The organism is Microbacterium sufflavum (genome assembly GCF_023101165.1).
GTDB lineage: Bacteria > Actinomycetota > Actinomycetes > Actinomycetales > Microbacteriaceae > Microbacterium > Microbacterium sufflavum.
The window spans coordinates 1,249,947-1,276,828 of the sequence record NZ_CP078076.1; the positions used below are offsets into that span (position 1 = coordinate 1,249,947).

At 71.6% G+C, this 26,882-nt stretch carries 25 protein-coding genes; 17 read left to right on the top strand and 8 right to left on the bottom strand.

Annotated features, from left to right (window positions below):
- The first annotated feature begins 18 nt into the window (after nucleotides 1-18).
- The 13 genes from KV394_RS06240 (at nucleotide 19) to KV394_RS06300 (ending at nucleotide 15,093) form a co-directional block, all read left to right on the top strand.
- Nucleotides 19-1,380, top strand: coding sequence for an MFS transporter (locus KV394_RS06240; RefSeq protein ID WP_136030063.1), 1,362 nt, complete (start codon nucleotides 19-21; stop codon nucleotides 1,378-1,380).
- 132 nt (nucleotides 1,381-1,512) lie between these two features.
- Entirely contained in the window at nucleotides 1,513-3,048 is a 1,536-nt protein-coding gene (locus KV394_RS06245) for an ABC transporter substrate-binding protein (RefSeq protein WP_247982576.1), read from the top strand.
- Nucleotide 3,049: 1 nt separating this feature from the next.
- Nucleotides 3,050-4,012, top strand: coding sequence for an ABC transporter permease (locus KV394_RS06250; RefSeq protein ID WP_136030059.1), 963 nt, complete (start codon nucleotides 3,050-3,052; stop codon nucleotides 4,010-4,012).
- On the top strand, nucleotides 4,005-4,853 hold the full coding sequence (locus KV394_RS06255) for an ABC transporter permease (protein ID WP_205814303.1): 849 nt from the start codon (nucleotides 4,005-4,007) through the stop codon (nucleotides 4,851-4,853). Before KV394_RS06250 ends, KV394_RS06255 begins: the two co-directional genes overlap by 8 nt.
- Nucleotides 4,850-6,673 carry a dipeptide ABC transporter ATP-binding protein gene (locus KV394_RS06260; protein ID WP_136044485.1) on the top strand — a complete coding sequence of 608 codons (1,824 nt, stop codon included), beginning with the start codon at nucleotides 4,850-4,852 and terminating at the stop codon, nucleotides 6,671-6,673. The genes KV394_RS06255 and KV394_RS06260 overlap by 4 nt, the downstream gene beginning before the upstream one ends.
- A gap of 51 nt (nucleotides 6,674-6,724) precedes the next feature.
- On the top strand, nucleotides 6,725-8,911 hold the full coding sequence (locus KV394_RS06265; RefSeq protein WP_247982577.1) for a DUF4148 domain-containing protein: 2,187 nt from the start codon (nucleotides 6,725-6,727) through the stop codon (nucleotides 8,909-8,911).
- Between the two features lie 35 nt (nucleotides 8,912-8,946).
- Entirely contained in the window at nucleotides 8,947-10,338 is a 1,392-nt protein-coding gene (locus KV394_RS06270; RefSeq protein WP_247982578.1) for a hypothetical protein, read from the top strand.
- A gap of 50 nt (nucleotides 10,339-10,388) precedes the next feature.
- Nucleotides 10,389-11,150: an SDR family NAD(P)-dependent oxidoreductase gene (locus tag KV394_RS06275; RefSeq protein WP_247982579.1), complete on the top strand. Its 762-nt coding sequence runs from the start codon at nucleotides 10,389-10,391 to the stop codon at nucleotides 11,148-11,150.
- The gene (locus KV394_RS06280; RefSeq protein ID WP_247982580.1) at nucleotides 11,147-12,223 is read left to right on the top strand and encodes an enolase C-terminal domain-like protein; all 1,077 of its coding nucleotides are present in this window, start codon (nucleotides 11,147-11,149) and stop codon (nucleotides 12,221-12,223) included. The genes KV394_RS06275 and KV394_RS06280 overlap by 4 nt, the downstream gene beginning before the upstream one ends.
- Before the next feature lies 1 nt (nucleotide 12,224).
- The gene (locus KV394_RS06285) at nucleotides 12,225-13,016 is read left to right on the top strand and encodes an SDR family NAD(P)-dependent oxidoreductase (protein ID WP_247982581.1); all 792 of its coding nucleotides are present in this window, start codon (nucleotides 12,225-12,227) and stop codon (nucleotides 13,014-13,016) included.
- A gap of 262 nt (nucleotides 13,017-13,278) precedes the next feature.
- Nucleotides 13,279-14,475, top strand: a complete 1,197-nt coding sequence (gene dinB / locus KV394_RS06290; RefSeq protein WP_247982582.1) for a DNA polymerase IV — start codon at nucleotides 13,279-13,281, stop codon at nucleotides 14,473-14,475.
- Nucleotides 14,476-14,542: 67 nt separating this feature from the next.
- Entirely contained in the window at nucleotides 14,543-14,818 is a 276-nt protein-coding gene (locus tag KV394_RS06295; protein WP_247982583.1) for a type II toxin-antitoxin system Phd/YefM family antitoxin, read from the top strand.
- A complete protein-coding gene (locus KV394_RS06300) occupies nucleotides 14,815-15,093 on the top strand; it encodes a type II toxin-antitoxin system RelE family toxin (RefSeq protein ID WP_247982584.1) in 279 nt (92 codons plus the stop codon). The genes KV394_RS06295 and KV394_RS06300 overlap by 4 nt, the downstream gene beginning before the upstream one ends.
- A 15-nt stretch (nucleotides 15,094-15,108) precedes the next feature.
- On the opposite strand, the gene KV394_RS06305 is transcribed toward KV394_RS06300, so the two are convergent.
- The gene (locus KV394_RS06305; RefSeq protein WP_247982585.1) at nucleotides 15,109-15,459 is read right to left on the bottom strand and encodes a nuclear transport factor 2 family protein; all 351 of its coding nucleotides are present in this window, start codon (nucleotides 15,457-15,459) and stop codon (nucleotides 15,109-15,111) included.
- Nucleotides 15,452-16,201 (bottom strand): SDR family NAD(P)-dependent oxidoreductase, encoded by a 750-nt coding sequence (locus tag KV394_RS06310; protein WP_136030038.1) that lies wholly within the window; start codon nucleotides 16,199-16,201, stop codon nucleotides 15,452-15,454. Before KV394_RS06310 ends, KV394_RS06305 begins: the two co-directional genes overlap by 8 nt.
- A gap of 76 nt (nucleotides 16,202-16,277) precedes the next feature.
- Here KV394_RS06310 and KV394_RS06315 point away from each other — a divergent pair, with 76 nt between their 5' ends.
- Nucleotides 16,278-17,252, top strand: a complete 975-nt coding sequence (locus KV394_RS06315) for a C-terminal binding protein (protein ID WP_136045985.1) — start codon at nucleotides 16,278-16,280, stop codon at nucleotides 17,250-17,252.
- Nucleotides 17,253-17,266: 14 nt separating this feature from the next.
- Entirely contained in the window at nucleotides 17,267-18,124 is an 858-nt protein-coding gene (locus KV394_RS06320; protein WP_247982586.1) for a fumarylacetoacetate hydrolase family protein, read from the top strand.
- An 87-nt stretch (nucleotides 18,125-18,211) separates the two neighbouring features.
- Here the strand turns inward: KV394_RS06320 and KV394_RS06325 are convergent, their stop codons facing one another.
- The gene (locus tag KV394_RS06325) at nucleotides 18,212-19,063 is read right to left on the bottom strand and encodes a hypothetical protein (protein WP_247982587.1); all 852 of its coding nucleotides are present in this window, start codon (nucleotides 19,061-19,063) and stop codon (nucleotides 18,212-18,214) included.
- Between the two features lie 180 nt (nucleotides 19,064-19,243).
- Here KV394_RS06325 and KV394_RS06330 point away from each other — a divergent pair, with 180 nt between their 5' ends.
- Nucleotides 19,244-20,092, top strand: a complete 849-nt coding sequence (locus KV394_RS06330) for a Gfo/Idh/MocA family oxidoreductase (RefSeq protein ID WP_206252035.1) — start codon at nucleotides 19,244-19,246, stop codon at nucleotides 20,090-20,092.
- Between the two features lie 93 nt (nucleotides 20,093-20,185).
- Here KV394_RS06330 and KV394_RS06335 read toward each other — a convergent pair whose 3' ends face one another.
- The 3 genes from KV394_RS06335 to KV394_RS06345 are packed head-to-tail and all read right to left on the bottom strand — an operon-like array spanning nucleotide 20,186 to nucleotide 23,620.
- Complete coding sequence (locus tag KV394_RS06335; RefSeq protein WP_206252034.1) at nucleotides 20,186-20,623, bottom strand: VOC family protein; 438 nt, start codon at nucleotides 20,621-20,623, stop codon at nucleotides 20,186-20,188.
- Between the two features lie 42 nt (nucleotides 20,624-20,665).
- Complete coding sequence (locus KV394_RS06340) at nucleotides 20,666-21,016, bottom strand: TraR/DksA family transcriptional regulator (protein WP_247982588.1); 351 nt, start codon at nucleotides 21,014-21,016, stop codon at nucleotides 20,666-20,668.
- 51 nt (nucleotides 21,017-21,067) lie between these two features.
- Nucleotides 21,068-23,620 (bottom strand): MMPL family transporter, encoded by a 2,553-nt coding sequence (locus KV394_RS06345; protein ID WP_247982589.1) that lies wholly within the window; start codon nucleotides 23,618-23,620, stop codon nucleotides 21,068-21,070.
- A gap of 68 nt (nucleotides 23,621-23,688) precedes the next feature.
- Between KV394_RS06345 and KV394_RS06350 the strand changes: the two genes are divergently transcribed.
- Nucleotides 23,689-24,258: a TetR/AcrR family transcriptional regulator gene (locus tag KV394_RS06350; protein WP_136031414.1), complete on the top strand. Its 570-nt coding sequence runs from the start codon at nucleotides 23,689-23,691 to the stop codon at nucleotides 24,256-24,258.
- An 82-nt stretch (nucleotides 24,259-24,340) separates the two neighbouring features.
- Here KV394_RS06350 and KV394_RS06355 read toward each other — a convergent pair whose 3' ends face one another.
- Nucleotides 24,341-24,481: a hypothetical protein gene (locus KV394_RS06355; RefSeq protein WP_168387183.1), complete on the bottom strand. Its 141-nt coding sequence runs from the start codon at nucleotides 24,479-24,481 to the stop codon at nucleotides 24,341-24,343.
- A complete protein-coding gene (purL, locus tag KV394_RS06360; RefSeq protein WP_136031417.1) occupies nucleotides 24,478-26,808 on the bottom strand; it encodes a phosphoribosylformylglycinamidine synthase subunit PurL in 2,331 nt (776 codons plus the stop codon). The genes KV394_RS06355 and purL overlap by 4 nt, the downstream gene beginning before the upstream one ends.
- Between the last annotated feature and the right edge of the window lie 74 nt (nucleotides 26,809-26,882).

Consider the following 26,882-nt stretch of genomic DNA (forward strand, 5'->3'; position numbering starts at 1 on the left):
GATGACGAAGGAGTTGTCATGTCCGGCACTGACTCGGCCGCCCAGGAGCGCGCCGCCGACGCCGCGGTGGGAGCCGCGGCCATGAAGAAGGCGATCTGGCGGCTCGGCCCGTTCCTCGGACTGCTCTACCTCGTCGCCTACATCGACCGGAACAACGCGGGCTTCGCCAAGCTCGAGATGACGGCCGCGCTGAACATCACCGAGGCGGCGTTCGGCTTCGCGGCCGGCATCTTCTTCATCGGGTACCTCCTCTTCGAGGTGCCCAGCAACCTGCTGCTGGAGAAGTTCGGCGCCCGCAAGTGGATCGCGCGCATCATGATCTCGTGGGGCATCGTCGCCGCCCTCACCGCCTTCGTGCAGGACGAGACGCAGTTCGCGATCGCGCGCTTCATCCTCGGCATCGCGGAGGCCGGGTTCTTCCCCGGCGTGCTGCTCTACCTCACGCTCTGGTTCCCGCGGCAGTACCGCACGCAGGTGCTCGCCGTGTTCGTGCTGTCGAACCCGATCGCCAACGCCGTGGCCGCACCGCTGTCGGGCTGGATGCTCGAGCTCCACGGACTGTGGGGTCTGGACGGCTGGCAGCTGGTGTTCCTCCTGCAGGGCGTGCCCGCCGTGCTGCTCGCGTTCGTCGTGTTCTTCTGGCTGCCCGATCGCCCGCAGGACGCCCGCTGGCTGAACCCGGCCGAGCAGCGGTGGATCACCGACACGCTCGCCGCCGAGACGCAGGCCACGGAGCAGCGCCACGGCCGCCTCCGCCTGGGCGAGGTCTTCCGCAACGGGCGGCTGTGGACGCTGATCGTGCTGTTCTTCGGCGTCGTGTTCGGGGCGTACGGCCTGGGCATGTGGCTGCCGACGATCGTGAAGAGCATGGGCGACTTCTCCAATGCCACGACCGGATGGCTGGTCGCGTTGCCCAACCTCTGCGCGGCGCTGGTGATGCTGCCGTGGGAGCGCGCCGCGCGGAAGCAGGGCAACATCCCGCTCCAGATCGGCATCACGCTGAGCATCACGGCCCTGTCGCTCATCGCAGCGGTCGCGGCGCAGGGCACTCCGATCCTCGCGCTCGCGGCGCTGTGCGTCGGGATGTCCGCCCTGTTCTCGACCACGCCGCTGTTCTGGAGCCTGCCGCCCATGGTGCTCACCGGCACGGCCGCGGCGGCGGGACTGGCGTTCATCAACTCGGTCGGCAACCTCGCCGGGTTCGCCGGTCCGTACGCGATCGGCTGGATCAGCCAGACCACGGGATCCGCCGTGTGGGGTCTGCTGCTCATCTCCGGGCTCACCCTGCTCGGGGCGACGATCGCGTTCGTGCTGAGCCGTCGCGCCGACTTCACCACGGCGCCCGCACCGGCGCCGCAGTCGGCGCCCGCCGCGCGCTGAGCCGCCCGGATCGGCGGGCGTAACGAGAACGTAACCCCGCCGATCCGGTTCGCTCTAGACGCCCTCGCGCTTTTGCTACATGCTATAGCGAACACCCTTACCCGAAGCATCACCCGACACCTGGAGGCACCCATGTCGCGTCGTCGCGTCCTTCTCGGCGGAGCAGCGCTGCTCACCGCCGCGCTGATCACCGCTGGCTGCAGCACCTCATCCACCCCCGACGGCTCCGCCCAGGACGGCGGCACGCTCACCGTCGCCGCGGCCCAGGGCATCCCGCAGCTCAACCCGGCCATCCGCACCTTCGCGTGGGAGGAGGTGCTGTTCCCGCTGCTCTGGAACGGCCTCACCACCACCGACGAGTCCGGCGAGATCGTCGGCGACCTCGCCGAGAGCTGGGAGACCTCGGACGATCAGAAGACGTGGACGTTCACGCTCCGTGACGGCGTCACGTTCTCCAACGGCGACCCGTTCACCGCGGAAGACGCCGTGGCCTCCTTCGAGTACTACCTCGACCCCGAGACCGCCACGCAGGAGAAGAACAAGATCGACATGGTGACCGACGTCACCGCCCCCGACGACAAGACCGTCGTCATCACGCTCTCCGAGCCGATCGCCACGTTCGACGCCGGCATCGTGTGGGTCAAGATGCTCGACGTCGACGCGCTCGACACCATCGACAAGGAGCCCATCGGCACCGGTCCCTACATCGTCGACGCCTTCACACCCGACGACAGCCTCACGCTCGTGCCCAACCCCGAGTACTTCGGCGACGCCCCCGCGCTCGACGAGATCAGGATCGTGAAGGCCGCCGAGTCCACGGCCGCCGTGACCGGACTGCGCTCGGGCGACATCGACGTGCTGTGGTCGGTGCCGCAGGGCGACGTCGAGGGCCTGGAGGCCGGCGGCGACATCGCGCTCGTGAAGCCGGAGAACCCGAGCCAGTGGCCGTCGTGGGAGGTCGACACCACCTCCCCGCCGTTCAACGACGTGCGTGCGCGGCAGGCCCTCGCATACGCGATCGACCGCGAGGCGATCCTCGACGCCGCGTACTACGGCCAGGGCACGGTCTCCCCGACCAACAACGCCCTCGGCGAGGTGAACCCCTGGTACGGCGGCGACCTGACCGACTACTCCTACGACCTCGACAAGGCCAAGGAGCTGTTCGCCGAGGCCGGCGTGACCGAGGGCAGCACCCTCACCTGGTGGGGCGTCGCCGGCCAGTACCCGGAGTGGAACACCAGCGGCGAGATCCTGCAGGCCAGCCTCAAGGAGATCGGCATCACCCTGAAGATCGACAACAACGACGTCGGCACCTGGGTCGACTCGTTCTACCCGGCGGGCAAGAGCTTCCCCGGCTACATCGTGCCGAACTTCCAGTCCACGCCGCCCGAGCCCGCCTACTCGCTGAACTTCTATCTGGAGGGCCGCTGCGAGTGCAACTGGGTCGACCCGGAGTTCCAGTCGGCCTTCGCCGCCGCCGTCGCCGAGCCCGACCAGGCCGCGCGTGCCGAGAAGTGGAGCACCGTGCAGACGATCATCAACCAGCAGGTGCCGCTGATCGTGCCGCTGCAGTCCACCGTGGTCACCGCGACCAGCACGAAGGTCGACGGCGTGTGGGTCGAGGGCGGCGGGCAGCTGCACCTCGAGAACGCGCAGCTGAAGGGCTGACGTGCTCCTCTCCGTCCTGCGGCGGGTGGCGATCAGCATCGCGATGCTGATCGCCACCTCGCTCCTCGTGTTCGTGGTGCTCCGGCTGCTGCCGGGCGACCCCGTGATTACCCGTCTCGGCTCGACGCCGGGCGTGGACGCCGAGATGCTCCAGCGTCTGCGCGAGGAGGCCGGGCTCGACGCCCCGGTCATCGAGCAGTACCTGCGCTGGATCGGCGGCGTCGTCACGGGCGACTTCGGACAGTCGTACTTCAACCAGTTCTCGGTGACCGAGCTCATCGCGCAGCGCCTGCCCGCCACGCTCGAGCTCACGCTGATCGGCATCCTGCTGGCCGTGCTCATCGCGACCCCGGCCGCCGTGATCGCCTCGCTGCGCCCGCTCGGCGTGGTCGACCGCGTGCTCACGGCCATCTCCACCGCGGGCATGGCGCTGCCGCAGTTCCTCATCGGCATCGTGCTGATCGTGGTGTTCGCCGTGCAGCTGAAGTGGCTGCCCGCCCGCGGCTACACGCCGTTCGCGGACGACCCGGCCGACAACCTCGTGCGCATGATCCTGCCCGCCCTCACCCTCGCCTTCGCCGCCGCGCCGCTGCTGATGCGGTTCCTGCGGGCGTCGATGGTCGAGGTGCTCGACGCCCCCTACATCCGCACCGCCCGCGGCAAGGGGCAGTCGGCGAGCGGGGTGGTGCTCGGGCACGCGCTGCGCAACGCCCTGATCCCGGGGCTCACCATGCTCGGCCTCATCGTCGGATACACGCTCGGCGGGGTCGTGATCGTGGAGTACGTGTTCGGTGTTCCCGGGCTCGGCTCGCTGGCGATCGACGCCGTGTTCAAGCGCGACTACGCGGTGCTGCAGTCGGTGGTGCTGCTGATCTCCGCCATGTTCATCCTCACGACGCTGATCGTCGACCTGCTCTACGGCGTGCTCGACCCGCGTCTTCGTGCAAGGAGCAGCCGTGGCTGACACCCTCACCCTCGCCCTGCGCTCGACCCGTCCGCGCCGCCGGCTCGCCGTCGCCTCGTGGATCCCCCTCGCGCTGCTCGCCCTGATCGTGCTGGCCTGCGTGCTCGCGCCCGTCATCGCGCCGTTCGACCCCGCGGCCCAGTCGCCCGACCGCTTCGCCGCGCCCTCGGCCGTGCACCTGTTCGGCACCGACGAGCTCGGCCGCGACCTGTTCAGCCGCGTGCTGTACGGCGGACAGCTCACCGTGTTCATCGCCGCCGGTGCCACGCTCGTGGCGATGGTGCTCGGCATCGCCTGGGGCATGGCCGCCGCGTTCGCCCGCGGCTGGGTCGACGAGCTGCTCATGCGCCTGGCCGACACCGTGATGGCGATCCCGCAGATCCTGTTCGCGCTGGTGTTCATCTCGGCGTTCGGCGCCGACCCCGTGAAGCTCGCCGTCATCATCGGCATCCTGCTCACCCCCACGACCGCGCGGCTGGTGCGGTCGTCGGTGCTGAGCGAGCTGCAGGAGGACTACTTCACCGCGGCCGTGGCCTTCGGCTCGAAGCGCAGCCGCCTGCTGTTCGCGGAGGTGCTGCCCAACGCCAAGGGACCGATCGTGGTGCAGGCCGCCATCAACGCCGCGAACGCGATCCTGCTGGAGGCGTCGATGAGCTTCGTCGGGCTCGGCATCGCGCCGCCCGAGGCCACCTGGGGCACCCTCGTGCAGCAGGGCTACCAGAAGATGTACCAGTCGATCGGGTACGTGCTGTTCCCCGCGCTGTTCATCTTCGTGACCATCTGGCTGCTCAACGTGCTCGCCGACCAGTTCGGCGGCGACCGGAAGGGGAAGGGCCGATGACCGACGCCGCTCCCGTCCTGCGGGTGCAGGACCTCACCGTCTCCTACGGCGACGTGACGCCCGTGAAGGGCATCAGCTTCGCGGTGCGCCCCGGCGAGCGGATCGGCCTGGTCGGCGAGTCCGGCTCCGGCAAGTCGCTCACCGCCCTGTCGATCATGCGCCTCAACGACGGCGCGAAGCTCGGCGGCAGCATCCGGCTGCGCGACCGCGAGCTGCTGACTCTCCGCACGCGCGAGATGACGAAGGTGCGCGGCGGCGAGATCGCGATGGTCTACCAGGACCCGATGTCATCGCTGAACCCCGTGCGCACCATCGGGCACCAGCTCGTCGAGGCGATCCGGCTGCACGAGCGGGTGTCGCGGCAGGCCGCGCGTGCCAGGGCCGTCGAGCTGCTGACCGAGGTCGGCGTGCCGCTGCCCGAGGAGCGCCTGAGCCAGTACCCGCACGAGTTCTCCGGCGGCATGCGGCAGCGCGTCATGATTGCGATGGCCATGTCGTCGCGGCCCGCGGTGCTGATCGCCGACGAGCCCACCACCGCCCTCGACGTGACCACGCAGTCGCGCATCATCGACCTGCTCGACCGTCTCGCGGAGGACCACGGCACCGCGGTCGTGCTCATCACGCACGACCTCGGCGTCGCGGCCGGCTTCTGCGAGCGGATCCACGTGATGCGGCACGGGCGCGTGGTCGAGGAGGGCCCCGTCGACCGGATCTACGCCGCGCCCGAGCACCCGTACACGCAGGCGCTGCTGGGGGCCGTGGTCGACCTCACGGTGGACGTGCACCAGCCCATCCCGACCGTGGACGCCCTTCACCTCGCACCGCCCACCCCGGAGCCGCACGGTGCGGGGCCATCCCACCCCCGGTCCGTGAGCGAGGGGCCCTTCGACGAGACGAAGGGCGCCGCCGACACGATCAGCGCGGTCGACCGGGCCAGGGAGTCGGGCGACGTGCTGGTCGACGTGCAGGGCGTGACGAAGGTGTTCACGCTGGGCTCCGGACGCCGCGTGACCGCGGTCGACGACGTGTCGTTCCAGATCCGCCGCGGTGAGACCGTGGGGCTCGTCGGCGAGTCGGGGTCGGGCAAGTCGACCGTGTCGAAGGCGGTGCTCGCGCTCGGCGGCATCGACGGCGGCGCGGTGGTGTTCGACGGGCAGCGTCCGCATGACCTGCGCGGCGAGGAGCTGCGCAGGCTGCGCCGCCGCATGCAGATGGTGTTCCAGGACCCGTTCTCGGCGCTCAACCGCCGGCAGACCGTGGCGCAGATCATCGAGGCGCCGCTGCTCGCCCACGGCATCGGCACCAGGGCGACCAGGGCCGAGAAGGTGCGCGAGGCGATGCACCGGGTGCGGCTGGACGAGGAGTTCGCGCACCGGCTCCCGCGCTCGATGTCGGGCGGCCAGTGCCAGCGGGTGTCGATCGCGCGGTCGCTCGTGCTGGAGCCGGAGTTCCTGGTGCTGGACGAGTCGGTGTCGGCGCTCGACGTGTCGATCCAGGCGCAGGTGCTGAACCTGTTGCGCGACCTGCAGACCGAGCTCGGCCTGACGTACCTCTTCATCAGCCACGACCTCGCCGTGATCCGGTACATGTCGTCGACCGTGGCCGTGATGCAGCACGGGCGGATCGTGGAGGTCGGCGCGCGCGACGCCCTGTTCGCGAACCCGCAGCACGAGTACACGCGCAGCCTCATGGCCGCGATCCCGGTGGCCGATCCGGTGCTCGAGCGGCGTCGGCGGGCCGAGGCCGCGGCGCTCTGGCAGGCGCAGGGGGCGGTCACCGCGGTCGTCCCGGCCCCCACCGCCGCGGGAGCGCGCGGATGACACCGACGGGACACCACGTCCCGACCCGCCGTCGATAACGAAGGAGTCGTCATGTCCGACACCACCACCGGCACCGAACAGGGTGTGCGCTCGACGGGGCGTCGCGCCCTGATGACCGGGCTCGGCGCCGTCGCGCTCGGTGCGGCCGGCTCCGTCGTCGGCGCGTCGTCCGCGCAGGCGGCCCCCGTCGCGGCCGGCTCGAAGGACGTCACGAGGGCGGAGACCGTCGCCGAGCTGGCCGGGCTGCGGGCGCGTGAGGGCGAGCTGGCGATCGTCGCCGGGTATCACGCGCCCGGCGACGCCGGCCTGCTCGTGTACGTGGGGGCCGGTGAGGCCGACACCGCGGTCAACGGCGGCACGGTCGTCGCCGGCAAGCGCCACACGAAGTGGGTGCTGCTCCACGACGGCACGGTCGACTTCCGGGTCTTCGGCATCATCGGACCCGAGACGGCGGCCGACGACGCGCTCGACGCGCTGGTGAACGACCCCGCCGTCCGGCGCATCGAGGCCCAGACCGACCTGCTGTTCCAGCGGCGGCACGTCTTCACCCGCTCGCACATCGAGATCGACTTCGGCGGGCACCTGGTCACCACGGAGGGGATCGAGCCGAACACCGCCGACAACCCGTTCGGCGCGGTCATGTTCTTCACCGGGGTGGCGGCAGACGTGGTCGTCGAGCACCGGCTGGCCGAGCCGTGGGCGGAGCTGACCGACGCGGTCGCGGTGCCCGACGCCACCCCGTTCGCCGTCGACACCTGGTGGGCGGTGCAGTGCGACGAGGTCGCCGGTGGCGGGCGGGACGAGCGCGAGCTGCAGCGGTTCGTGCAGGTGACGCAGCAGCTCGACGCCACGCACATCCGCGTCGACTACCTCAACGGGTGGCCGCTCGACACCGGTCGCCGGCTCACCTGGCGCCGGATGGAGCCGGTCGTCGGGGTGCGCATCGCGAACATGCGGTTCCTCGGCGCGGGACCGTTCGACGGACCCACCGACGGGTCCTTCCCCGATCCGCGCGAGCGCACAGGGTCGCACCCGATCGCCTTCGAGTACGCCGTCCACTGCGACGTCGCCGACGTGCACGCCAGCCGCACCTGGTGGCCCGTGATCATGCGGCGGTGGAACACCCACTTCACCACCGAGCGCTGCTCGGTCGAGAACCCGCCCACCGTGTTCTACGGCGGTGCGGGGTACCTCACGCAGCAGATCTACAGCCTCTACGGGCGGGTCGCCGACTGCACGTCGTCGAACGCGCGACACCTGAACGACCTCACCGCGAGCGCGTACTGCATCGTCGAGAACTGTCACGGCGACGGCGACGACCAGGGCGGCAACCCGTTCACGACGCACGGCCAGTACGAGCACGACCTCACCTTCATCGGCAACTCCGGGCTGATGGACATCGCCAACTCCGGGGCGCAGTGGGGCACGGCCGCCAAGCGCATCACGGTGCGCGACCACGTGTGCTCGTGGTTCGTCGCGGGCACGAAGATCAGCGACCTGACGCTCGAGAACGTGCGGGTGATCGGCCGCTCCACGTTCGACCCGCAGGCGACCATGACCATCAACGCCGACGGGGCCCAGGTGCGCGGCTGCACCGCCGGGCTGCTGGCGATCGGGCAGCGGTCGGCACGGTCCTCGCGGCCGACGAAGATCGAGGACTCCACGTTCGCGCTGCCGAAGGACCAGGTGCTCGTGCAGACGCCCGTCACGGTCCCGGTCAGCTTCGTGCGCTGCACCATCGGCGGCATCGACGGGACCAAGGCCCGCGGTTCGGGACCGGTCGAGTTCGTCGACTGCCGGCTGAGCGGCCCGGCCTCCGGCGCGCCGTTCGAGCTCGGCGCGTCGCGGGTCACGATCCGCGGTGGCACCGTGCGCGACGTGCTGCTGTCGGCGACCGCCGTGCGCGACCAGCTCATCGCCGTGGAGGGCGTGGAGCTCGGCACCGAGCGGGCCGACGTCGCCCTGCTGTCGCGGGCGGCCGGCGACGGCGTCGTCACCTGGCGTCTGAGCGGGGTGACCTCGACGGTCGCGAACGGTGCGGCGCACGCCGACATCGGTGCGGGCGTGAACCATGCGCGCATCACCGGCTCCCAGTTCGTCGGGGGACGGTTGCGGCTGGCCGACGGGTTCGCGGAGCCGTCCACGCTGCTCTACAGCGACTCCGTGGAGCGCGGGGTCGAGACCACGGTGCCCGAGGCCGGGGACCGGGTGCTGATCGCCGACGTGCTGAGCGTGTGAGCGACGGCCATGATGGACGACAGGGAGGACCTGGAGTGAACGACACGGCAGCTGCCACGCGCCTCGGCGACCGCATCCGCGTTCCGCGCACGCGCGCCCGCATCGGTGTGGCCCGGCGCGACATCACGCCCCCGGTGGGCATCCGCGCCAAGAACTGGGGTCCCGCCGACTGGGAGCGCTCCGAGGGGGCGCATCGCCCGTTCGAGCTGACCGCGCTCGCGGTGATCGGGGCCGACGAGCGCCCCCGCGTGCTGCTCGCGGTTGATGGCACCTGGTGGCGCCGGGTCGCCGACGAGCAGGGGGTGCGCGGCGCGATCCTCGACGGTCTCGGCCTGGAACCCGACCAGCTCATGCTGTCGCTGTCGCACACGCACGCCGGCGCGGTGCTGTGCGCCGCCGACGCGCACCTGCCCGGGGGCGAGCTCATCCCCGGCTACCTGGAGGCGCTGTCCGCCGCCGGGGTCGCGGCCGGACGGGAAGCGCTCGACGGCGCCCGCCCCGGACTGATCGAGTGGACCACGGGCACCTGCACCCTCGCCGCGGAACGGGAGCTCGACCTCGACGGACGGGCGCTCGTGGGCTACAACCCGCAGGGCACCGCCGATGACACCGTGACCATCGGTCGCATCAGCGTCGACGGCCGGGTGCGGGCGACCCTGGTGAACTACGCCTGCCACCCGACCACGCTCGCCTGGCAGAGCCGCGAGGTGTCGCCGGACTACGTCGGGGCGATGCGCGAGATCGTCGAGGCCGCGACCGGTGAGCCGTGCCTGTTCGTGCAGGGGGCATCGGGCGAGCTGGCCCCGCGCGAGCAGTACACGGGAGACGTGACCGTGGCCGACCGGCACGGACGCTCGCTCGGACACGCGGTCCTCGCCGCGCTCGACGCCCTGCCGCTGCCCGGCGAGGAGCTGACGCTGGACGGTGTGGTCGAGTCGGGCGCGCCGCTCGCGATCTGGGCGGGGCGGCCGGTCGACGGCGGAGACGGGGCGCGCGGGGTCGTGGCGGCCGTCGAGCTCCCCCTGCGCGACCTGCCGACGCTCGACCAGCTGGCGGAGGAGTGGAAGGACATCGACCCCCGCTCCCGCGACGAGCGTCTGGGCCGGGCGCGGAACCTGCGCGACGGCTACATCGACGGGCCCACCGTGCAGCACCCGGTGTGGGCGTGGCGCTGGGGCGACGCGGTGATCGTGGGGCATCCCGGCGAGGCTTACTCCCGGTTGCAGACGACGCTGCGGGAACGGTTCCCCGCGGCGCCCATCGTGGTGATGAACCTGACGAACGGCCCGGGCTTCGTCTACCTCCCGACGCGCGAGGCCTACGACCGCGGCGCCTACCAGGCCTGGCAGACCCCCCTGGCCGCCGGGGCCCTGGAGCTGCTGGAGGCGCACGCGGTGACCCTCGTCGCGAGCCTGCTCGACGACTGACCCGCGGCCGCTACACTTGCTATAGCAAATCCCCGTCGTTGAGGAGAGACATGACCGCGCAGCGCCCCGTCGCCATCGTCACCGGAGGCTCCGCCGGCATCGGCTGGGAGATCGGACAGCGGCTCTCCGCCGACGGGTACCGCGTGGTGGCGACCGACCGCGTGCCCGGCCTCACCGCGGGCGACAACCCCGCCGGCGTCCTGTGGCGCGAGCTCGACGTGACCGATCACGCCGCGGTCGATCGGGTGTTCGGCGAGATCGAGGCCGAGCTCGGGCCCATCGAGGTTCTCGTGAACAACGCGGGCATCCAGAGGCACCGCGGCATCGAAGACCTCACGTGGGACGAGTGGTCGGCCGTGGTCGACGTGAATCTGCACGGGGTGTTCTCCGCCCTCCAGGCCGCCGGGCGCCGCATGCTCGACCGCGGCGAGGGGCGCATCGTCAACATCTCGTCCATCTCCTCACGCGGTTCCGCGGGCCGGGCGCCCTACGCCACGACCAAGGCCGCCGTGATCGGGCTCACCTCCACCGCCGGGGCCGAGTGGGCGGCGCGGGGCGTGCGCGTGAACGCGGTCGCCCCGGGCTACGTCGACACCGGCGTCTTCCGGCAGGGGGTCGAGCAGGGCACGCTGAGCCTCGACACGATCCTGTCGCGCATCCCCGCGAAGCGCCTGGCCGACGCGAGCGAGATCGCCGCGGCGGTCAGCTTCCTCGTCTCCGACCAGTCGCGCTACATGAACGGCCAGACGCTGTACGTCGACGGCGGGTTCATGGTGGACTACGGCGTGCCCCTCGCGAAGAAGCCCGAATGAGCGCGATCGCCCGCGTCGACACCGCCACGGTGGTGCTGCCGCTGCCCGCGCCCCTGCAGCTCGGGGCCATGACGGTCACGCGCCGCGAGTACACCGCGGTGCGGGCGACCGCGGGTGACGGCACCACCGGCGTCGCGTACTGCCTGTCGCGCGAGGCGCCGATGGCCGAGATCGTGGAGCGGCTCGTCGCTTCGCACGCGGTCGGCACCGACGCGGACGACCCGGCGAGCACGTGGGGGCGGATGCTGCGGGGGAGCGCGATCGTCGGACGGGTCGGGCTCGTGCGCCGGGCCATCGGGCTCGTCGACATCGCGCTGTGGGACATCGCCGCGCGGCGGGCCGGGGTGCCGCTGTGGCGCCTGCTCGGCACGGGCGACGCTCCCCGCGACGCGATGCTCGTGGCCGCGTACCCATCGCCGCAGCGCACGCCGCGGGAGGTCGCGGACGAGGTGCTGGCCCAGGCGGACGGGTGGTCGCAGGTGAAGATCTCCCGCATTCCCGATCCGGCATACATGCGCGAGCTGCTGGCGCTGCTGAACGCAGAGCTGCCCGACACGACCGGGCTGGTGGTCGACGTGGGCTTCGGCTGGCCCGACGCCGACACGGCCCTCGCCGAGATCGCGCAGTGGGGCGACCCGCGCCTGGCGTGGCTCGAGGATCCGCTGCTGCCGGAGGACGCGGCGGGTGTCGCGCGGATCCGGCGCGAGTCGGGGCTGCCGGTCGCGGTGGGCGACGAGGTGACCGACCCCGCGGTGCTGAAGGCGCTGGTGGAGGTCGGCGAGGTCGATGCGCTGCGCCTCGACGTGGTCGCGATCGGCGGAGTCACCCCCGCACGGGAGCTGATCGCGTGGGCGGCCGAGCGGGGCGTACCCGTGTCGGGCCACGTCTACCCCGAGGTGACCGCACACCTCGGCATCCAGGTCGAGACCTTCGCGCGCGGCGTGAACCCGTACGACCCCGCGCCCTCGTTCGTGACGGGCGGCCCGCGGTTCGACGGCGCCGTGACACCGAGCGATACCCCGGGCCTCGGGTTCGGGCTCGACCCCGCCGTGTTCCGATTCGAGAGGGACTGACATGACCGACTCCCCGCGCAGTGTCGTGGTCACCGGCAGCGGCAAGGGCATCGGCCGCGCGGTCGCCGAGCGCCTGACCGCCGACGGCTGGATCGTGGTGGGGCTCGAACGCTCCCCGGGCTCCGGCACGGTCGAGGCGGGCGTGCTGGCGGAGGTCGTGCTCGGCGATGCGTCCGACCGGGAGGCGCACGCGCGCGCGGCGACCGCGGCCCGTGCGCGCGCACCACTGGGCGGGTGGGTGAACAACGCCGGCATCACCCGGCGCACTCCCCTGCACGAGCTCGACGAGACCGCGGTGCGGGAGATCATCGGCATCAACGGCTTCGGCTATCTGTGGGGCTGCTCGACCGCGGTGTCGGCATTCGTGGACCAGGGCCTGCCGGGGGCGATCGTGAACATCGGGTCGATCCACGGGCGGGCGAGCTTCGTGGACCACGCCGCCTACGAGTTCACGAAGGGCGGCATCGATGCGCTCACGCGCAGTGTCGCGGTGACATATGGTGGTCTCGGCATACGTGCGAACACCGTGGCGCCGGGCGGCGTGCGCACCCCGCACCTGGAGGCGCAGATCGCCCGAGCGGCCGACCCCGCTGCGGAGGAGCGCGCGCTCGCGGAGGGCCCGCCGATGGGACGCATCGCCCGCGCGGAGGAGGTCGCCGCCGTCACCGCATTCCTGCTCTCGGATGAGGCCCCGTACCTCTCCGGTCAGTCCATCGCGGTCGACGGCGCCTGGACCGCGTCCTTCGGCGACATCGCCGTCGACCCCGCCCTGCGCGCCCGCTTCGACGCCTGACGCCGCCGATTCCTGAGCGCCGTTCGTCTCGTCGCCGGCGTGGTGCCTGAGGGCCGTTCGTCTCGTCGCCGGCGTGGTGCCTGAGCGCCGTTCGTCTCGTCGCCGGCGTGGTGCCTGAGGGCCGTTCGTCTCGTCGCCGGCGTGGTGCCTGAGCGCCGTTCGTCTCGTCGCCGGTGGGGTTTCCGAGCGATCCCCGCGTGACGACGCGCCCGCACCGATGTCCGGGGTCCGTGCGACGATCCGCTCGTCGACGGGAGAACGGATGCGTGGGGAAGCCACCGTGCTGCACGCCGACCTCGACGCCTTCTACGCGTCGGTCGAGCAGCGCGACGCCCCCGAGCTGCGCGGTCGACCGGTGATCGTGGGCGGCGGGGTCGTGCTGGCGGCGAGCTACGAGGCGAAGGCCCGCGGCGTCCGCACCGCGATGGGCGGTCGCCAGGCGCGGGAGCTGTGCCCCGACGCCGTCGTGGTGCCGCCGCGCATGGAGGCGTACTCCGCCGCGAGCACAGACGTCTTCGCGATCTTCCGCGACACGACGCCGCTGGTCGAGGGGCTGTCGATCGACGAGGCGTTCCTGGAGGTCGGCGGGCTGCGGCGCATCGCGGGAACGCCGGAGGAGATCGCCGTGCGCCTGCGGGAGCGTGTGCGACGCGAGGTCGGGCTCGCGATCTCGGTCGGGGTCGCGCGCACCAAGTTCCTCGCGAAGGTCGCCAGCGCCGTGAGCAAACCCGACGGTCTGCTGGTCGTGGAGCCCGAGCGCGAGGAGCAGTTCCTCCTACCGCTGCCGGTCGAGCGGCTGTGGGGCGTGGGCGCGGTGACGGCCGAGAAGCTGCACCGCTACGGCGTGCGCACGGTCGGCCAGCTCGCGGAGCTGGAGGCGGCGACGGCGGAGCGTATGCTCGGCAAGGCCACGGGCGCGCACGTGCACGCGCTCGCGCGACTGCGGGATCCGCGCCCGGTCGACACCACACGGCGGCGCGGGTCGATCGGCTCGCAGCGCGCGCTCGGCTCGCGGCCGCGGTCGGCGGAGGAGCTCGACCTCATCCTCACGCAGATCGTCGACCGGCTCGCCCGGCGGCTGCGCGACGGCGACCGCGTGTGCCGCACGGTGGTGCTGCGACTGCGCTTCGGCGACTTCACGAAGGCCACCCGCTCCCGCACGCTCGGCGCGCCGACCGACCGCACCGCGATCCTCCTCACGGTGGCGCGCACCCTGCTCGCCGCTGCGCAGTCCGAGGTCGCCGACCGCGGCATCACGCTGCTCGGCCTCTCCCTGTCGCAGCTCGACCGCGCCGACCGCGTGCAGCCGGAGCTCCCGATCGACTGGGGCGACGACGCCCGCCTCGACTCGGTGCTCGACACCCTGCGCGACCGCTACGGTGCGACCTCCGTCTCCCGCGCCGCACAGCTCGGACGCGACCCCGGCTGGTCCACGCCGATCCTCCCCGAGCACGAGTGACGGGCTCGGTGGAGGGCCGTCGCCGAGAATACTGGCCAGAAATCGGGCTTGAATTTAGCCTATGTTTATGACTATGCAGACGGTCTCAGTCAGCGAGGCGAAGGACAGGTTCTCTCAACTGGTGGAGTCGGTGGACACCACGCACGAGGCGGTGACCATCACTCGTCACGGGCGTCCCGCGGTGGTCATGCTGAGTGTCGACGACCTTCAAGCACTGCAGGCGACTCTCGCGCTCCTGCAAGATCCGCAGCACGCGGAAGAGGTCGCGGAAGCCGATGCAGACATCGCCGCAGGACGCACGTTGAGTCTGGCCGAGGTGCGAGAGCAACTGGGTCGGCGGTGACCGCGGAGCACTACGACGTCCAGCTCACGGGTCCCGCGGTGCGAGCACTCCACCGACTGGAGCCGAAGCTCGCCGATGCCGTTCTCCGGTTCCTGGAGGGCCCCCTCGCTGAGAACCCGATGCGGACGACCAAGGCGCTCGGTGCCGAACTCGAGGGCCAGCGCAGCGGGTATGTCGGGATCGCCTATCGCGTGGTGGTCCGCGTCGACGAGGAGACTCGCACGGTGTACGTCCTGCGCATCGCCCACCGTGCGGACGTGTACCGCCGCAGGTGACCCCGCCTCCGCGCCTCAGGCCTTGAGCATCGACGCCCGCGCGATGCGGCCGTCCACCACGTCGAAGGTCGCGATGGTCTCGGTCGCGACACCCGCGTTGATCACCTGCTCCTGCGCCACGACCCACCGCGCGCCGAAGAGCACGCTCGACTCGATGACGCACGAGAGCTCGGGGTTCTGCAGCCGGGGTTCGTAGAACGCGCGGATGGCTTCGGCGCCGACGATGGGCTCGGGCGCGACACCGGTGATGACGGCGTCGTCGGCGTAGGTGGCGACGAACGCGCCGAGGTCGTGGGCGTTGAACGCGTCGAGCTGTGCCTGCACGGTGTCGTGCGCGGAACGGTCGAGGGCGGTGCGGTCAGTCAATGCGAACTCCTCCGTTGACGTCGTAGGTGGCTCCGGTGATGAAGCGGGCGCGCTCCGAGGCGAGCGACGCGATGATCCAGGCGACGTCCTCGGGCTGGCCGAACGCGCCGAGGGGGATGCCGGCTTCGAGCTTCGCGCGCCCCTCGCCCTGGAGCTGGTCGGTGATGGCGCTGGCGACAGGGCCGGGGGTGACGGCGTTGACGCGGATGCCCTCGGAGGCCAGGTGTCGCGCGAAGCTGCGGGTGATGGCGAGCAGCGCCCCCTTGCTGGCGGCGTAGTGGATGCCGGTCTGCAGGGCGCCGACCTGTCCGGCGATCGAGGCGATGTTGACCACCGACCGGTCGCCCTCGGCGGCGCGCAGCAGGGGGAGTGCCGCCCGGGTGAGCAGGAAGGTGCCGCGCGCGTTGGTCTCGAGGACGAAGTCCCACTCCTCGATGTCGATGTCGGGGTAGGGCGTGTAGGGGCAGACTCCGCCGTTGTTGATGAGCACGTGCAGCTCGCCCCAGGTGACGGTGATGCGGTCGGTGAGCGCGTCGATCGATTCGGGGTCGCGCAGGTCGAGCCGTGACACCAGCACCTCGGCGGCACCGGCCGCCCGGCACTCCTCGGCGACGCGCTCGGCCTCGGCCTCGCGCCCGGTGTAGGTGATCCAGAGGGCGGCGCCCTCGCGGGCGAGTTCGAGGGCGGCGGCGGTTCCGATGCCGGAACTCGCGCCGGTGATGAGTGCGCGGCGAACAGTCATGCCTAAACGCTATAGCAAGAACCGGTCGCTGTCAGCCGCTGTACACCGCTTTGCTAGATGCTATAGCATCGCTCCCATGACTGCGCCGTTCATCCTCGTCACCGACTGCGACCTCCCGGGGACCGTCATCGAAGACACCCTCCGCGGCGCGGGCCTGCGCGCCGATCGCGCCGCCTCCGGCAGCCCCGACGACATCGCCGTGCTCGGCGCCGAGGCCGAGGGACTCGTGGTGCAGTGGGCACGCATCGACGGCGACCTCATGGACCGGATGCCCAACCTGCGCCTCATCAGCCGCGTCGGCATCGGGTACGACATGATCGACGTCGACGCCGCCACCGCCCGCGGCATCGCCGTCGCCAACACCCCCAGCTACTGCATCGAAGAGGTCGCCGCGCACACCGTGGCCATGATCATGACCCAGGCGCGCGGACTCCCCGCCTACGACCGCGCCGTGCGCGCCGGCACCTGGAAGGCCGTGGACGCCCGACCGCTCGCCGTGCGCCCCTCCACCACCACCGTGTCCGTGCTGGGCTTCGGCCGTATCGGCTCGCTCGTCGCGCGCGGACTCCGCGGCCTCGGCTTCCGTGTGCTCGTCGCCGACCCGTACGCCCCCGCCGACGCCGTGCGCGAGGCGGGCTGCGAGCCCGTCGGGATCCCCGACGCCATCGCCCGCGCCGACATCCTCACCCTCCACGTGCCCCTCACCGACGCCACCCGGCACCTGATCGACGCGGCCGCCCTCGCCACCATGAAGCCGGGCGCCGTGATCGTGAACACCTGCCGCGGACCGCTCATCGACGAGGACGCGCTCGCCGCCTCCCTCCGCGACGCACACCTCGGCGGCGCCGCGCTCGACGTCTTCGCGGGGGAACCGCTCGCCGCCGACTCCCCGCTCCGCGACCTCGACCAGGTGCTGCTCACCCCGCACGCCGCCTGGTACTCCCCCGAGGCCCTCGCCGACCTGCCGGTGCACGCGGCCCAGAACATCATCCGGTCGTTCGCGGGCGAGTCCGTGCCGATCGTCAACCCGTCGTTCGCCGCCGCCCGCTGACCCGAAAGCCCGACATGGAACTCCTGCGCCTCGGCCCCGCCGGCCACGAACGCCCCTACGTCCGCGACGACGCCGGAGTGATCCGCGACCTCGCGCCCCTCACGGCCGAGATCGACGGGGCGTTCCTCGCCGCCGACGGCATCGCCCGCACCCGCGAGGCCCTGCGCCGCGACGAGCTGCCCGTCGCCGACGTCGACGGCCTCCGCCTCGGCGCTCCCGTCGCCCGCCCGACCGCGGTCCTGTGCATCGGCCAGAACTACGCCGCGCACGCGGCCGAGTCCGGCGCAGAGCCGCCCGCGCACCCGGTGCTCTTCTTCAAGCACCCCAACACCGTGGTCGGCCCGAACGACGTGGTGCTGCTGCCGCCCGGTGCGGAGAAGGTCGACTGGGAGGTAGAGCTCGCGGTGGTGATCGGCAGGACCGCCCGCTACCTCCCGTCGCCCGAGGCCGCCCGCGACGTGATCGCCGGGTACACCATCTCCAACGACGTGTCGGAGCGGGCGTACCAGCTCGACGTCTCGGGCGGGCAGTGGTCGAAGGGGAAGTGCTCCGAGACGTTCAACCCCCTCGGCCCCGCGCTCGTGCCCGCCGACGAGGTCGACCCGCAGGCGCTGCGCCTCCGCTCCTTCGTGAACGGCGAGCCGCGGCAGGACTCCTCCACGGCCGACATGATCTTCCCGGTGCTGCAACTGGTGCACGAGCTCAGTCACTACCTGGTGCTGGAGCCGGGCGACGTGATCAACACCGGTACCCCGCAGGGCGTCGCGCTCTCCGGACGCTTCCCCTATCTGCAGGACGGCGATGAGATGACGATCGAGATCGAGGGGCTCGGGCAGCAGCGGCAGCGGACCGAGCGCGTGCACCTGAGCTGACGTGACCCCGGCGGCCTGTGTCCGCGGCACGGCTCCTTTCGCTGAGTGCGCCGTGCCGCGGCCAGAGGCCGTCGGGGGTGTGGTGAGTCAGGCGAGGTCGCGCGGCGGCTGCGGCGGGGTGCGGTGCAGGGGGTCGGCGACCGGGATGCGCTCGGGCTCCGGTTCGGCCTGGGCCTCGGGCGTCGCGGCGGGGGCGGCGGGAGTGGCGGGGAGCTCGCGGGCGACCTGCTTCTCCAGCACCGTCACGGCCTCGTCCGACAGCAGGATCAGGCCGTCGAGCTCTTCGCGCACGCGCTTGTAGGCCACGTTGCGCTCGGCCTGCGTCGCCGACTCGTCGACCGCGACCTTCAGCAGCTGCTGGGCGCGGTCGAGGCGCTTGCGCTCCGCCTCCGTGAAGGTGGAGTCGCGCAGCCGGCGGGCATCCTTCTCGGCGATCTCGAACGCCACCGCGTAGTCGCCCACGGCCTGCAGGTACTCCGCGATCTGGTGCTCCGACAGCGGCGCATCGGCCGAGGCGGGGCGCAGCGCGTCGGCGGTCTTCTTGGCGCGCAGGAACGCGGCGGTGAGCGGCTGCCGTCCGTCGCTCATCGCGGGGAAGGCGATCAGCTTCGCCACGTCGAGCTCGTAGTCGAGCCAGCGGGCCGTGATCTCGTCGTGCTCGGCGAACAGCCGCGTCAGCAGGTCGTCGGTCGACACGGGGGCCGTGGTGTCGACCACCGACGGGCCGTGGCGCTTCGCCTCGCGGCCCAGGGCGCGGGCCTCGATCTCGGCGGTCTTCAGCTGCGCCTTCATGCGCAGCGTCTCCAGGCGGCGTTCGTGACGGCGCTTCGAGCTGCGCTCCCACGCCTTCGCCACGCCTCCGGCCATGCCCATGAGCGGGAAGACGAGCCACCAGTAGTGCCCCGCGAAGGTCCAGAAGCCCTGGATGAACTCGTCCATGATGGGTTCAGCCTACTGCGCAGGGGCCGGGCGCCGGCGGCCGTCCGTCGGCTCGGATCGGCAGCGTCCGCGGTGGTGGACCCGCGCCGCGAGGCAGACCGCGGCTAGGGTGGGCGCAGAGCCGGCCGGGCGGGGGCGCGGCATCGTCGTCCTCCGCCGGTCGCCGTGGAGGAGGACAGCATGGAGACGAAGAACGTCGCGATCGTCGGCATCGAGAACACTCATGCCACCGAGATCGTCCGTCACCTCAACGGGGAGGAGGCTGCCGACCTCCCGGTGCGGGTCTCGGCCCTCGTCGCGGGCGAGGTGGAGCGCACCAGGGAGCTCGCCGAGCTCGGAGCCATCACCCGCATCGCCCCCGAGGTGTCTGAGCTCAACGGCGCGGTCGACGCGCTCATCGTGACCAGCCGTGACGGGGCGCTCCACCGCGCGCTCGCCGTGCCGTTCCTCGAGGCCGGCACTCCCGTCTGGGTCGACAAGCCGCTGGCCACGACGCTCGACGACGCCGACGCGATCCTCGCCGCGGCCGAGCGTGGCGGCACGACCGTCACCTCCTTCTCGACGCTCCGCTGGCTCGACGACACCGCGGCCATCGCCGACGCCGTGGCCGGGGTCGGCGCGCTCCAGTCGCTCACCGTCTCGGGCCCGGCCGACGCCGACAGCCCGCACGGCGGCCTCTTCTTCTACGGCATCCACCACGCCGACGTCGCCCAGCACCTGCTGCCCGGCGCGGCGGAGGGCGTGGAGGTCGAGCGGGCCGACGGCCGTGTCGTCGCGCGCTACCGCGTCGGCGGCGTGCCGGTGGTGCTGGACTTCGTGCGGCCCGAGGGCGACGCGGCCGTGCCGTTCCACGTGACGGCGGTCGGTACGGGCGGCACGGTCGAGCGCGACATCGAGGTCGGCCCCGACTACGTACGGCCCGGAGTCGACGCGTTCGTGCGGATGCTGCTCACCGGCGAGACCCCGGTCCCGGTCGCCCAGCTGCGCGAGCCCATCGCGGTGCTGGAGCAGATCACGCGCGCGCTCTGATGCTCCGGCGCCGCGGAGGTGGGTGACGTTCCTCCGCGCGACTCCTCGGGCGCCAGATATCGAACGCCCGCACCGGTGACCACGCGGCCGATCTCAGCTCCTCGTGAGGTCTTGCGCGAGCATCACGATGATGCCGCTCGGGCCGCGCAGATACGTGAGCTTGTACACGTCCCGGTAGGTGGCGACGCCGCGCAGCGGGTGGCAGCCGTGCCGGGCAGCGATGGCCAGTGACGCGTCGATGTCGTCCACGGAGAAGGCGACGCGGTGCATGCCGATCTCGTTCGGCAGTGTGGGTTCGGTCTCGATCGCGGCGGGGTGGAGGTACTCGAACAGTTCGAGCTGCCCCTGGCCGTCGGGCGTCTGCAGCACGGCGATCCTCGCGTGGTTGCCGTCGAGCCCCACCGCGGTCGACGCCCACTCGCCGCTCACCTCGTCGCGCCCGACCACCTCCAGCCCGAGGTCGGTGAAGAAGGCGATCGTGGCTTCCAGGTCGCGCACGGCGATCCCGACGTTCTCCAGGTGGATGGGCATGCCGCGATGCTACGCCGTGCTACGCCGTGCCGTGACGTGGTGTCAGCGGCCGAGCTTCTCCGCGCAGGCGACGCAGTACTCGGCGAACGGTCGCACCTCCAGCCGCCCGGCGGGGATGGGGTTCCCGCAGTTCGCGCAGACGCCGTAGGTGCCCGCATCGAGACGGGCCAGCGCGTCGTCCACCTGCTGCAGTTCCACCGCCGCAGCCTCGGCCAGCCCGGTGAGCCGTGACCACTCCGACGACAGCGTCACACCCTCGGGGTCGTGCTCGTCGTCGTCGTTCGAGCCCTCGCGGTCGTGCATGAGCTCGTCGAGCGTGGCCGCGGTCGCGCGCACCCGCCCTTCCGCCTCGGCGCGCAGTCGTTCCAGCAGCACGCGCGGATCCTCACTCATCCGCCCACTCTAGGCGCGCCTTCCGACACCGGCGCGCGCCTGCCGCGCGGCTCACTCGTGCGCGCGGCGCTCCGCCCGGGTGCGCGGGGGCTGCACCGCGGGGATGGAGTCGGTGTGCACGGCGGGGTGGTCGCGCTCCAGCGCCGCGCCCTCCATGTCGACGTTCGGGATGAGACGGTCGAGCCACCGCGGCAGCCACCACGCCGAACGGCCGAGCAGATGCATGAGCGCGGGCATCAGCAGCATCCGCACCACGAAGGCGTCGAGCAGCACGCCGAACGCGAGCCCGAACCCGATCGAGCGGATGATGGTCGACTCGGAGAAGATGAACCCGCCGAACACCGACACCATGATGAGCGCCGCGGCGATCACGACCGAGCGGCCGGCGCGGAAGCCCTGGGCGACGGCATCTCGTGCGGAGGCGCCGTGCACGTAGGCCTCGCGCATGCCCGAGGCGAGGAACAGCTGGTAGTCCATCGCGAGCCCGAACAGGATGCCGACGAGGATCACCGGCAGGAAGCTCAGGATCGGCCCGGTGCTGTGCAGGCCGATCAGGTCGGCGCCCCAGCCCCACTGGAACACCGCGACGATCAGGCCGTACGTCGCGAACAGCGACAGCACGAAGCCGCCGGTCGCGATCAGCGGCACGAGCAGCGAGCGGAACACCACGATCATGATGAGCAGCGACAGCCCGACCACCACCACGAGGTACAGCGGCAGCACCGCCGCCAGGGCCTCGGAGATGTCGATGTTGATGGCGGCCTGACCGGCGACGCCGAGCGTGATGTCGCCGTCGATCGCGGGCAGCGCACGCAGGTCCTGCACGAGCTTCTCGGTCGAGGCGCTGTTCGGCCCCTCCTCCGGCAGCACCTGGAAGGCGAGGAGCGTGTTGTCGTCGGAGGTGGCGATGGGTGCCACGGCGGCCACGTCGTCCTGCTCCGCGATCTTCTCCGCCACCGTCACCTGGGTGGCGAGCAGGTCGTCGTCGCTCACGGCGTCGTCCAGCGTCGCGGTCACCAGGAGGGGACCGTTCGCGCCCTCGCCGAACTGCTCCTCGACCGCTTGGAACGCGCGGTAGCTGGTGGAGTCGGACGGTTCGCTCGACCCGTCCGGCAGCCCCAGGCGCATCGACATCGACGGGATCGCGATGATGAGCAGCGCGACGATGCTGACGACCGCGGTGACCACGGCGCGCAGGGTCGACATGCGGCGCACGGGCTTGCCCGCCGCGTGCTCCTGCCCGATCGTCGCGCGGGCCTTGCGGCTCAGCAGTCGCGTGCCGACGAGGCCGAGGATCGCGGGGGCGAGCGTGATGGCCACGAGCACCGCGACCGCGACGCACACCGCGCCGACCGTGCCCATGAGCCCGAGGAACGGCACTCCGGTGACGTTGAGCGCGAGCAGCGCGACGATCACGGTCGTACCGGCGAACACGACCGCCGTGCCCGAGGTGCCCGTGGCGAGCCCGATCGACTCGCGCACGGGCGACCCGGCGAGCAGCTGCTTGCGGTGCCTGTTGACGATGAAGAGCGAGTAGTCGATGCCGACCGCGAGACCCAGCATCACACCGAGCACGGGGGTGACCGAGGCCATGTCGACCACGCCGGAGAAGGCGAGCGAGGCGGTGACGCCGACGCCGACGCCCACGACCGCCGTGACGATGGGCAGCGCGGCGCCGATCAGCGAGCCGAGCATCACGATGAGCACGACCGCGGCGAACGCGAGCCCGATGGCCTCGCCCACGCCGAAGATCTCGGGCACGCCCTGCGCGATGTCGGTGCCGAAGTCGACCGTGACCCCGTCGATCTTCTCGTCCTGGAAGTGCGCGATGGTGGACTGCTTGACCTCTTCGGACAGCTCCAGGCGCGGGTCGGTGAACGACACGTTGACGATCGCGGTGGAGCCGTCTTCCGAGACGACGCCGATGCCGTCCGTCAGGTCGAGCAGGCGGGAGCCGAGTTCGACCTGTTCCGCGTTCGCGTCGAGCTCGGTGCGGTTCGCGTCGATCGTCGCCTGCTGCGCCTCCAGCTGTGCGAGCTGCGCGTTGAGGGCGGCGAGCTGCGCGTCGAGGGCGGCGGTCTGCTCCGCGGGCGCTCCGGCGGCTTCGGCCTGTGCCCGCGCCGCGGTGAGCTGATCGAGTCCGCCCTGGAGCTGGGTGCGACCTGCGTCGAGCTGCGCCTGTCCGGCGTCGAGCTGGGCGCGTCCGCTGTCGAGCTGCGCCTGCCCGTCGGTGAGCTGCTGCGCCTGGTCGGCCTGCTGCTGCTGGGCGTCGAACGGGTCGACCACCGAGGCGACGCCGTCGAGGTCTTCCGCGCTCGCGGCGAGGTCGGAGATCGCCTGCTTCTGCTCCTCGGTGAAGGGCTCGCCGTCGTCGGTGCGGTACACGACCGTGCCGGTGCCGCCCGCGGTGTCGGGCAGCTTCTTCGCGAGCTGGTCGGTGACCGCGCCCGACGCGGTGCCGGGGATGTCGAAGCTGTTGCTCAGCGTGCCGCCGAGGGTGAGGAAGGCGCCGACGCCGATGCCGAGGATCACGACCCACGAGACGATCACCGTCCACGCCCTGCGCGCAGCGAAAGAACCCAGACGGAACAGCAGTGAGGCCACGTGATCTCCTTCAGACGAAAAGATCATACGGCACGTCTCGTCTAGGGTTCTGTGGCTATCCTGAACGCATGGTGAACGTGCATCGCAGCGGCCCTGTGCGCAGCACCGCGGCCCGCGAGGCGATCCTCGCCGCCACGGCTCGGCTCTTCCACAACCAGGGCTACGACCGGCTCACGATCGAGGGCATCGCGAAAGAGGCCGGGGTCGGCAAGCAGACCATCTACCGCTGGTGGCCATCGCGGGGGGCTCTCATCGGCGAGTGCCTGGCCGAAGGGCTCCTGGTCCCGGTCGACTTCGTCGTGCCCGACACGGGAGACCTCTCCGCCGACGTCGAGACGTGGCTGCGCAGCGTCCTCGCGATCCTGGAGGAGCCGCAGGGCGGGGTGCTGCTGCGCTCCCTCGTCGCCGCCGCCACCGAAGACGCCTCGGTCGGCGCGCACCTGGGCGAGAGCCTCGGCGTGGAGAAGTACCTCGTCGAGCGGCTGCGCGGCGGCATCCGGGATGGGCAGCTCGCCGACGACGCCCCGGTCGAGCAGCTCGGTCGCGCGATCCTCGGGGCGATCATCGTCGAGGCGCTCGGCCGCGAAGCCCACGACCCGGGCTCGGTCGTCGCCCTGACGCGCTTCCTCTTCCGCTGACGCCCGTCGTCTTGTCGCCGGCGTGGTTCCTGAGCGAGCGAAGCGAGACGAAGGGCGCCCAGGAACCGCGGAGCCGCCCGGCTCAGCCGAGGAGGATCGTGAGCACGGTCGCGCCGCCGCCACCGAGGATCAGCGCCACGATGACCGTCCACGCCACGATGCGGATGCGCCGGTTGCGCTTCTCGCCGAGGTCGCCGTAGTCCTCGCTGAGGTTGTCGCTCATGCGTCCACCGGCTCCGTCACGGTCGGGCCGAAGTACGACGGCAGCGTGGCCTGCGAGCGCTCGCGCAGCTCGGCGGCCGACACGGTGAACACGTCCTGCACCTCGAGCTGCGGCTCGCTGTCGGTCACGCCGATGCGCATCACCGGGTAGCCGCGGCCCTCGCACAGCCCGCGGAACTTCACGTCGTCCTCGCGGGGCACGGTCACGATCACGCGACCGGTCGACTCGGAGAACAGCGCGGTGGCGGCGTCCACCCCGTCGCGGTCCATGATCTCGGTGAGCCACACACGAGCGCCGACGCCGAAGCGCATCACGCCCTCCGCGAGCGCCTGCGCCAGGCCGCCCTCGGACAGGTCGTGCGCGGACGAGATCAGCCACTCGTCGCGGGCCGCAGCGAGCAGGCCCGCGAGGCGCTTCTCACCCGCGAGGTCGACCTTCGGCGGGCGACCGCCGAGGTGCTGGTGCACGACCTCGGCCCACGCGGAGCCCGACAGCTCGGTCTGCGTGGTGCCGAGCAGGTAGATGTTCTGCCCCTCGTCCTGCCACCCCGACGGGATGCGGCGGGACACGTCGTCGATGATGCCGAGCACGCCGACGAGCGGGGTCGGGTGGATCGGCACGTCGCCGGTCTGGTTGTAGAACGAGACGTTGCCGCCGGTGACCGGGGTGCCCAGCTCGTAGCAGCCGTCGGCCAGGCCGTCGACCGTCTGCCCGAACTGCCACATGACCTCGGGGTTCTCGGGGGAGCCGAAGTTGAGGCAGTCGGTGATCGCGGTGGGCGTGGCGCCCGTCACGGCCACGTTGCGGTAGGCCTCCGCGAGCGCGAGCTGCGCCCCCGCGTACGGGTCGAGCTGGCAGTAGCGGCCGTTGGCGTCGGTCGCGATGGAGAACCCGAGGCCCGACTCCTCGTCGACCCGGATCATGCCCGCGTCGTCGGGGAAGCTCAGGGCGGTGTTGCCGAGCACGTAGTAGTCGTACTGGTTGGTGATCCAGCGGGTGTCGGCGAGGTTCGGGCTCGCGACGAGCGACAGGAACTGCTCGCGCAGCGTCTCCGGGTCGTTGGCGCGCGGCAGGTTCTCGGCGGCGTCGGCCTGCAGGGCGTCGATCCAGGTGGGGTACGCGACCGGGCGGTCGTACACGGGGCCGTCGACGGCGACCGTGGACGGGTCGACGTCGACGATGCGCTCGCCCTGCCAGTCGATGATGAGACGCCCGTCGCCGGTGACCTCGCCCAGCACGGAGGTCTCGACCTCCCACTTGTCGACGACCTTCATGAACGCGTCGAGCTTCTCGGGCGCGACGATCGCCATCATGCGCTCCTGCGACTCCGACATGAGGATCTCCTCGGCCGTGAGCGTGGGGTCGCGCAGCAGCACGTTGTCGAGCGAGACGTGCATGCCGCTGTTGCCGTTTGCCGCGAGCTCGCTGGTCGCGCAGGAGATGCCGGCGGCGCCGAGATCCTGGATCGCCTCGACCAGCTCGCCGCGGTACAGCTCCAGGCAGCACTCGATGAGCACCTTCTCGGCGAACGGGTCGCCCACCTGCACCGCGGGGCGCTTGGTGGGGCCGGTGGAGTCGAACGAGTCGGAGGCGAGGATGCTCGCCCCGCCGATGCCGTCGCCACCCGTGCGGGCGCCGAACAGCACGACCTTGTTGCCCACGCCGGTCGCGTTGGCGAGCTTGAGGTCTTCGTGGCGCAGCACGCCGACCGCGAGCGCGTTCACGAGCGGGTTCGCCTGGTACACCGAGTCGAAGACGGTCTCGCCGCCGATGTTCGGCAGGCCGAGGCAGTTGCCGTAGAAGCTGATGCCGCTCGTGACGCCGTGCACCACGCGGGCGGTGTCGGGGTGGTCGATCGCGCCGAAGCGCAGCGCGTCCATGACCGCGACCGGGCGGGCGCCCATCGAGATGATGTCGCGCACGATGCCGCCGACGCCGGTGGCCGCACCCTGGAACGGCTCGATGAAGCTCGGGTGGTTGTGCGACTCCGCCTTGAAGGTGACGGCCCAGCCCTCGCCGACGTCGATGACGCCCGCGTTCTGCCCCATGCCGACCATGAGGCGTTCCTTCATCTCGTCGGAGACCTTCTGGCCGAAGCGTCGCAGGTAGTTCTTGCTCGACTTGTAGGAGCAGTGCTCCGACCACATCACCGAGTACATCGCCAGCTCGCCCGAGGTGGGGCGGCGGCCGAGGATCTCCTTGATGCGCGCGTACTCGTCGTCCTTGAGCCCGAGCGCGCCGTACGGCTGCTCCTTCTCGGGCGTCGCGATCGCGTTCTCGACCGAGTCGGGGACGTGCTGGGGGGAAGGTGCAGAGGGGGTGGTCACGCGCACTCCAAGGGAAGGGGCCGGCGGGGCGTCTTCAGTCTACCGGCGCGGGTGAGGCGGCTCTCCCGCGAGGG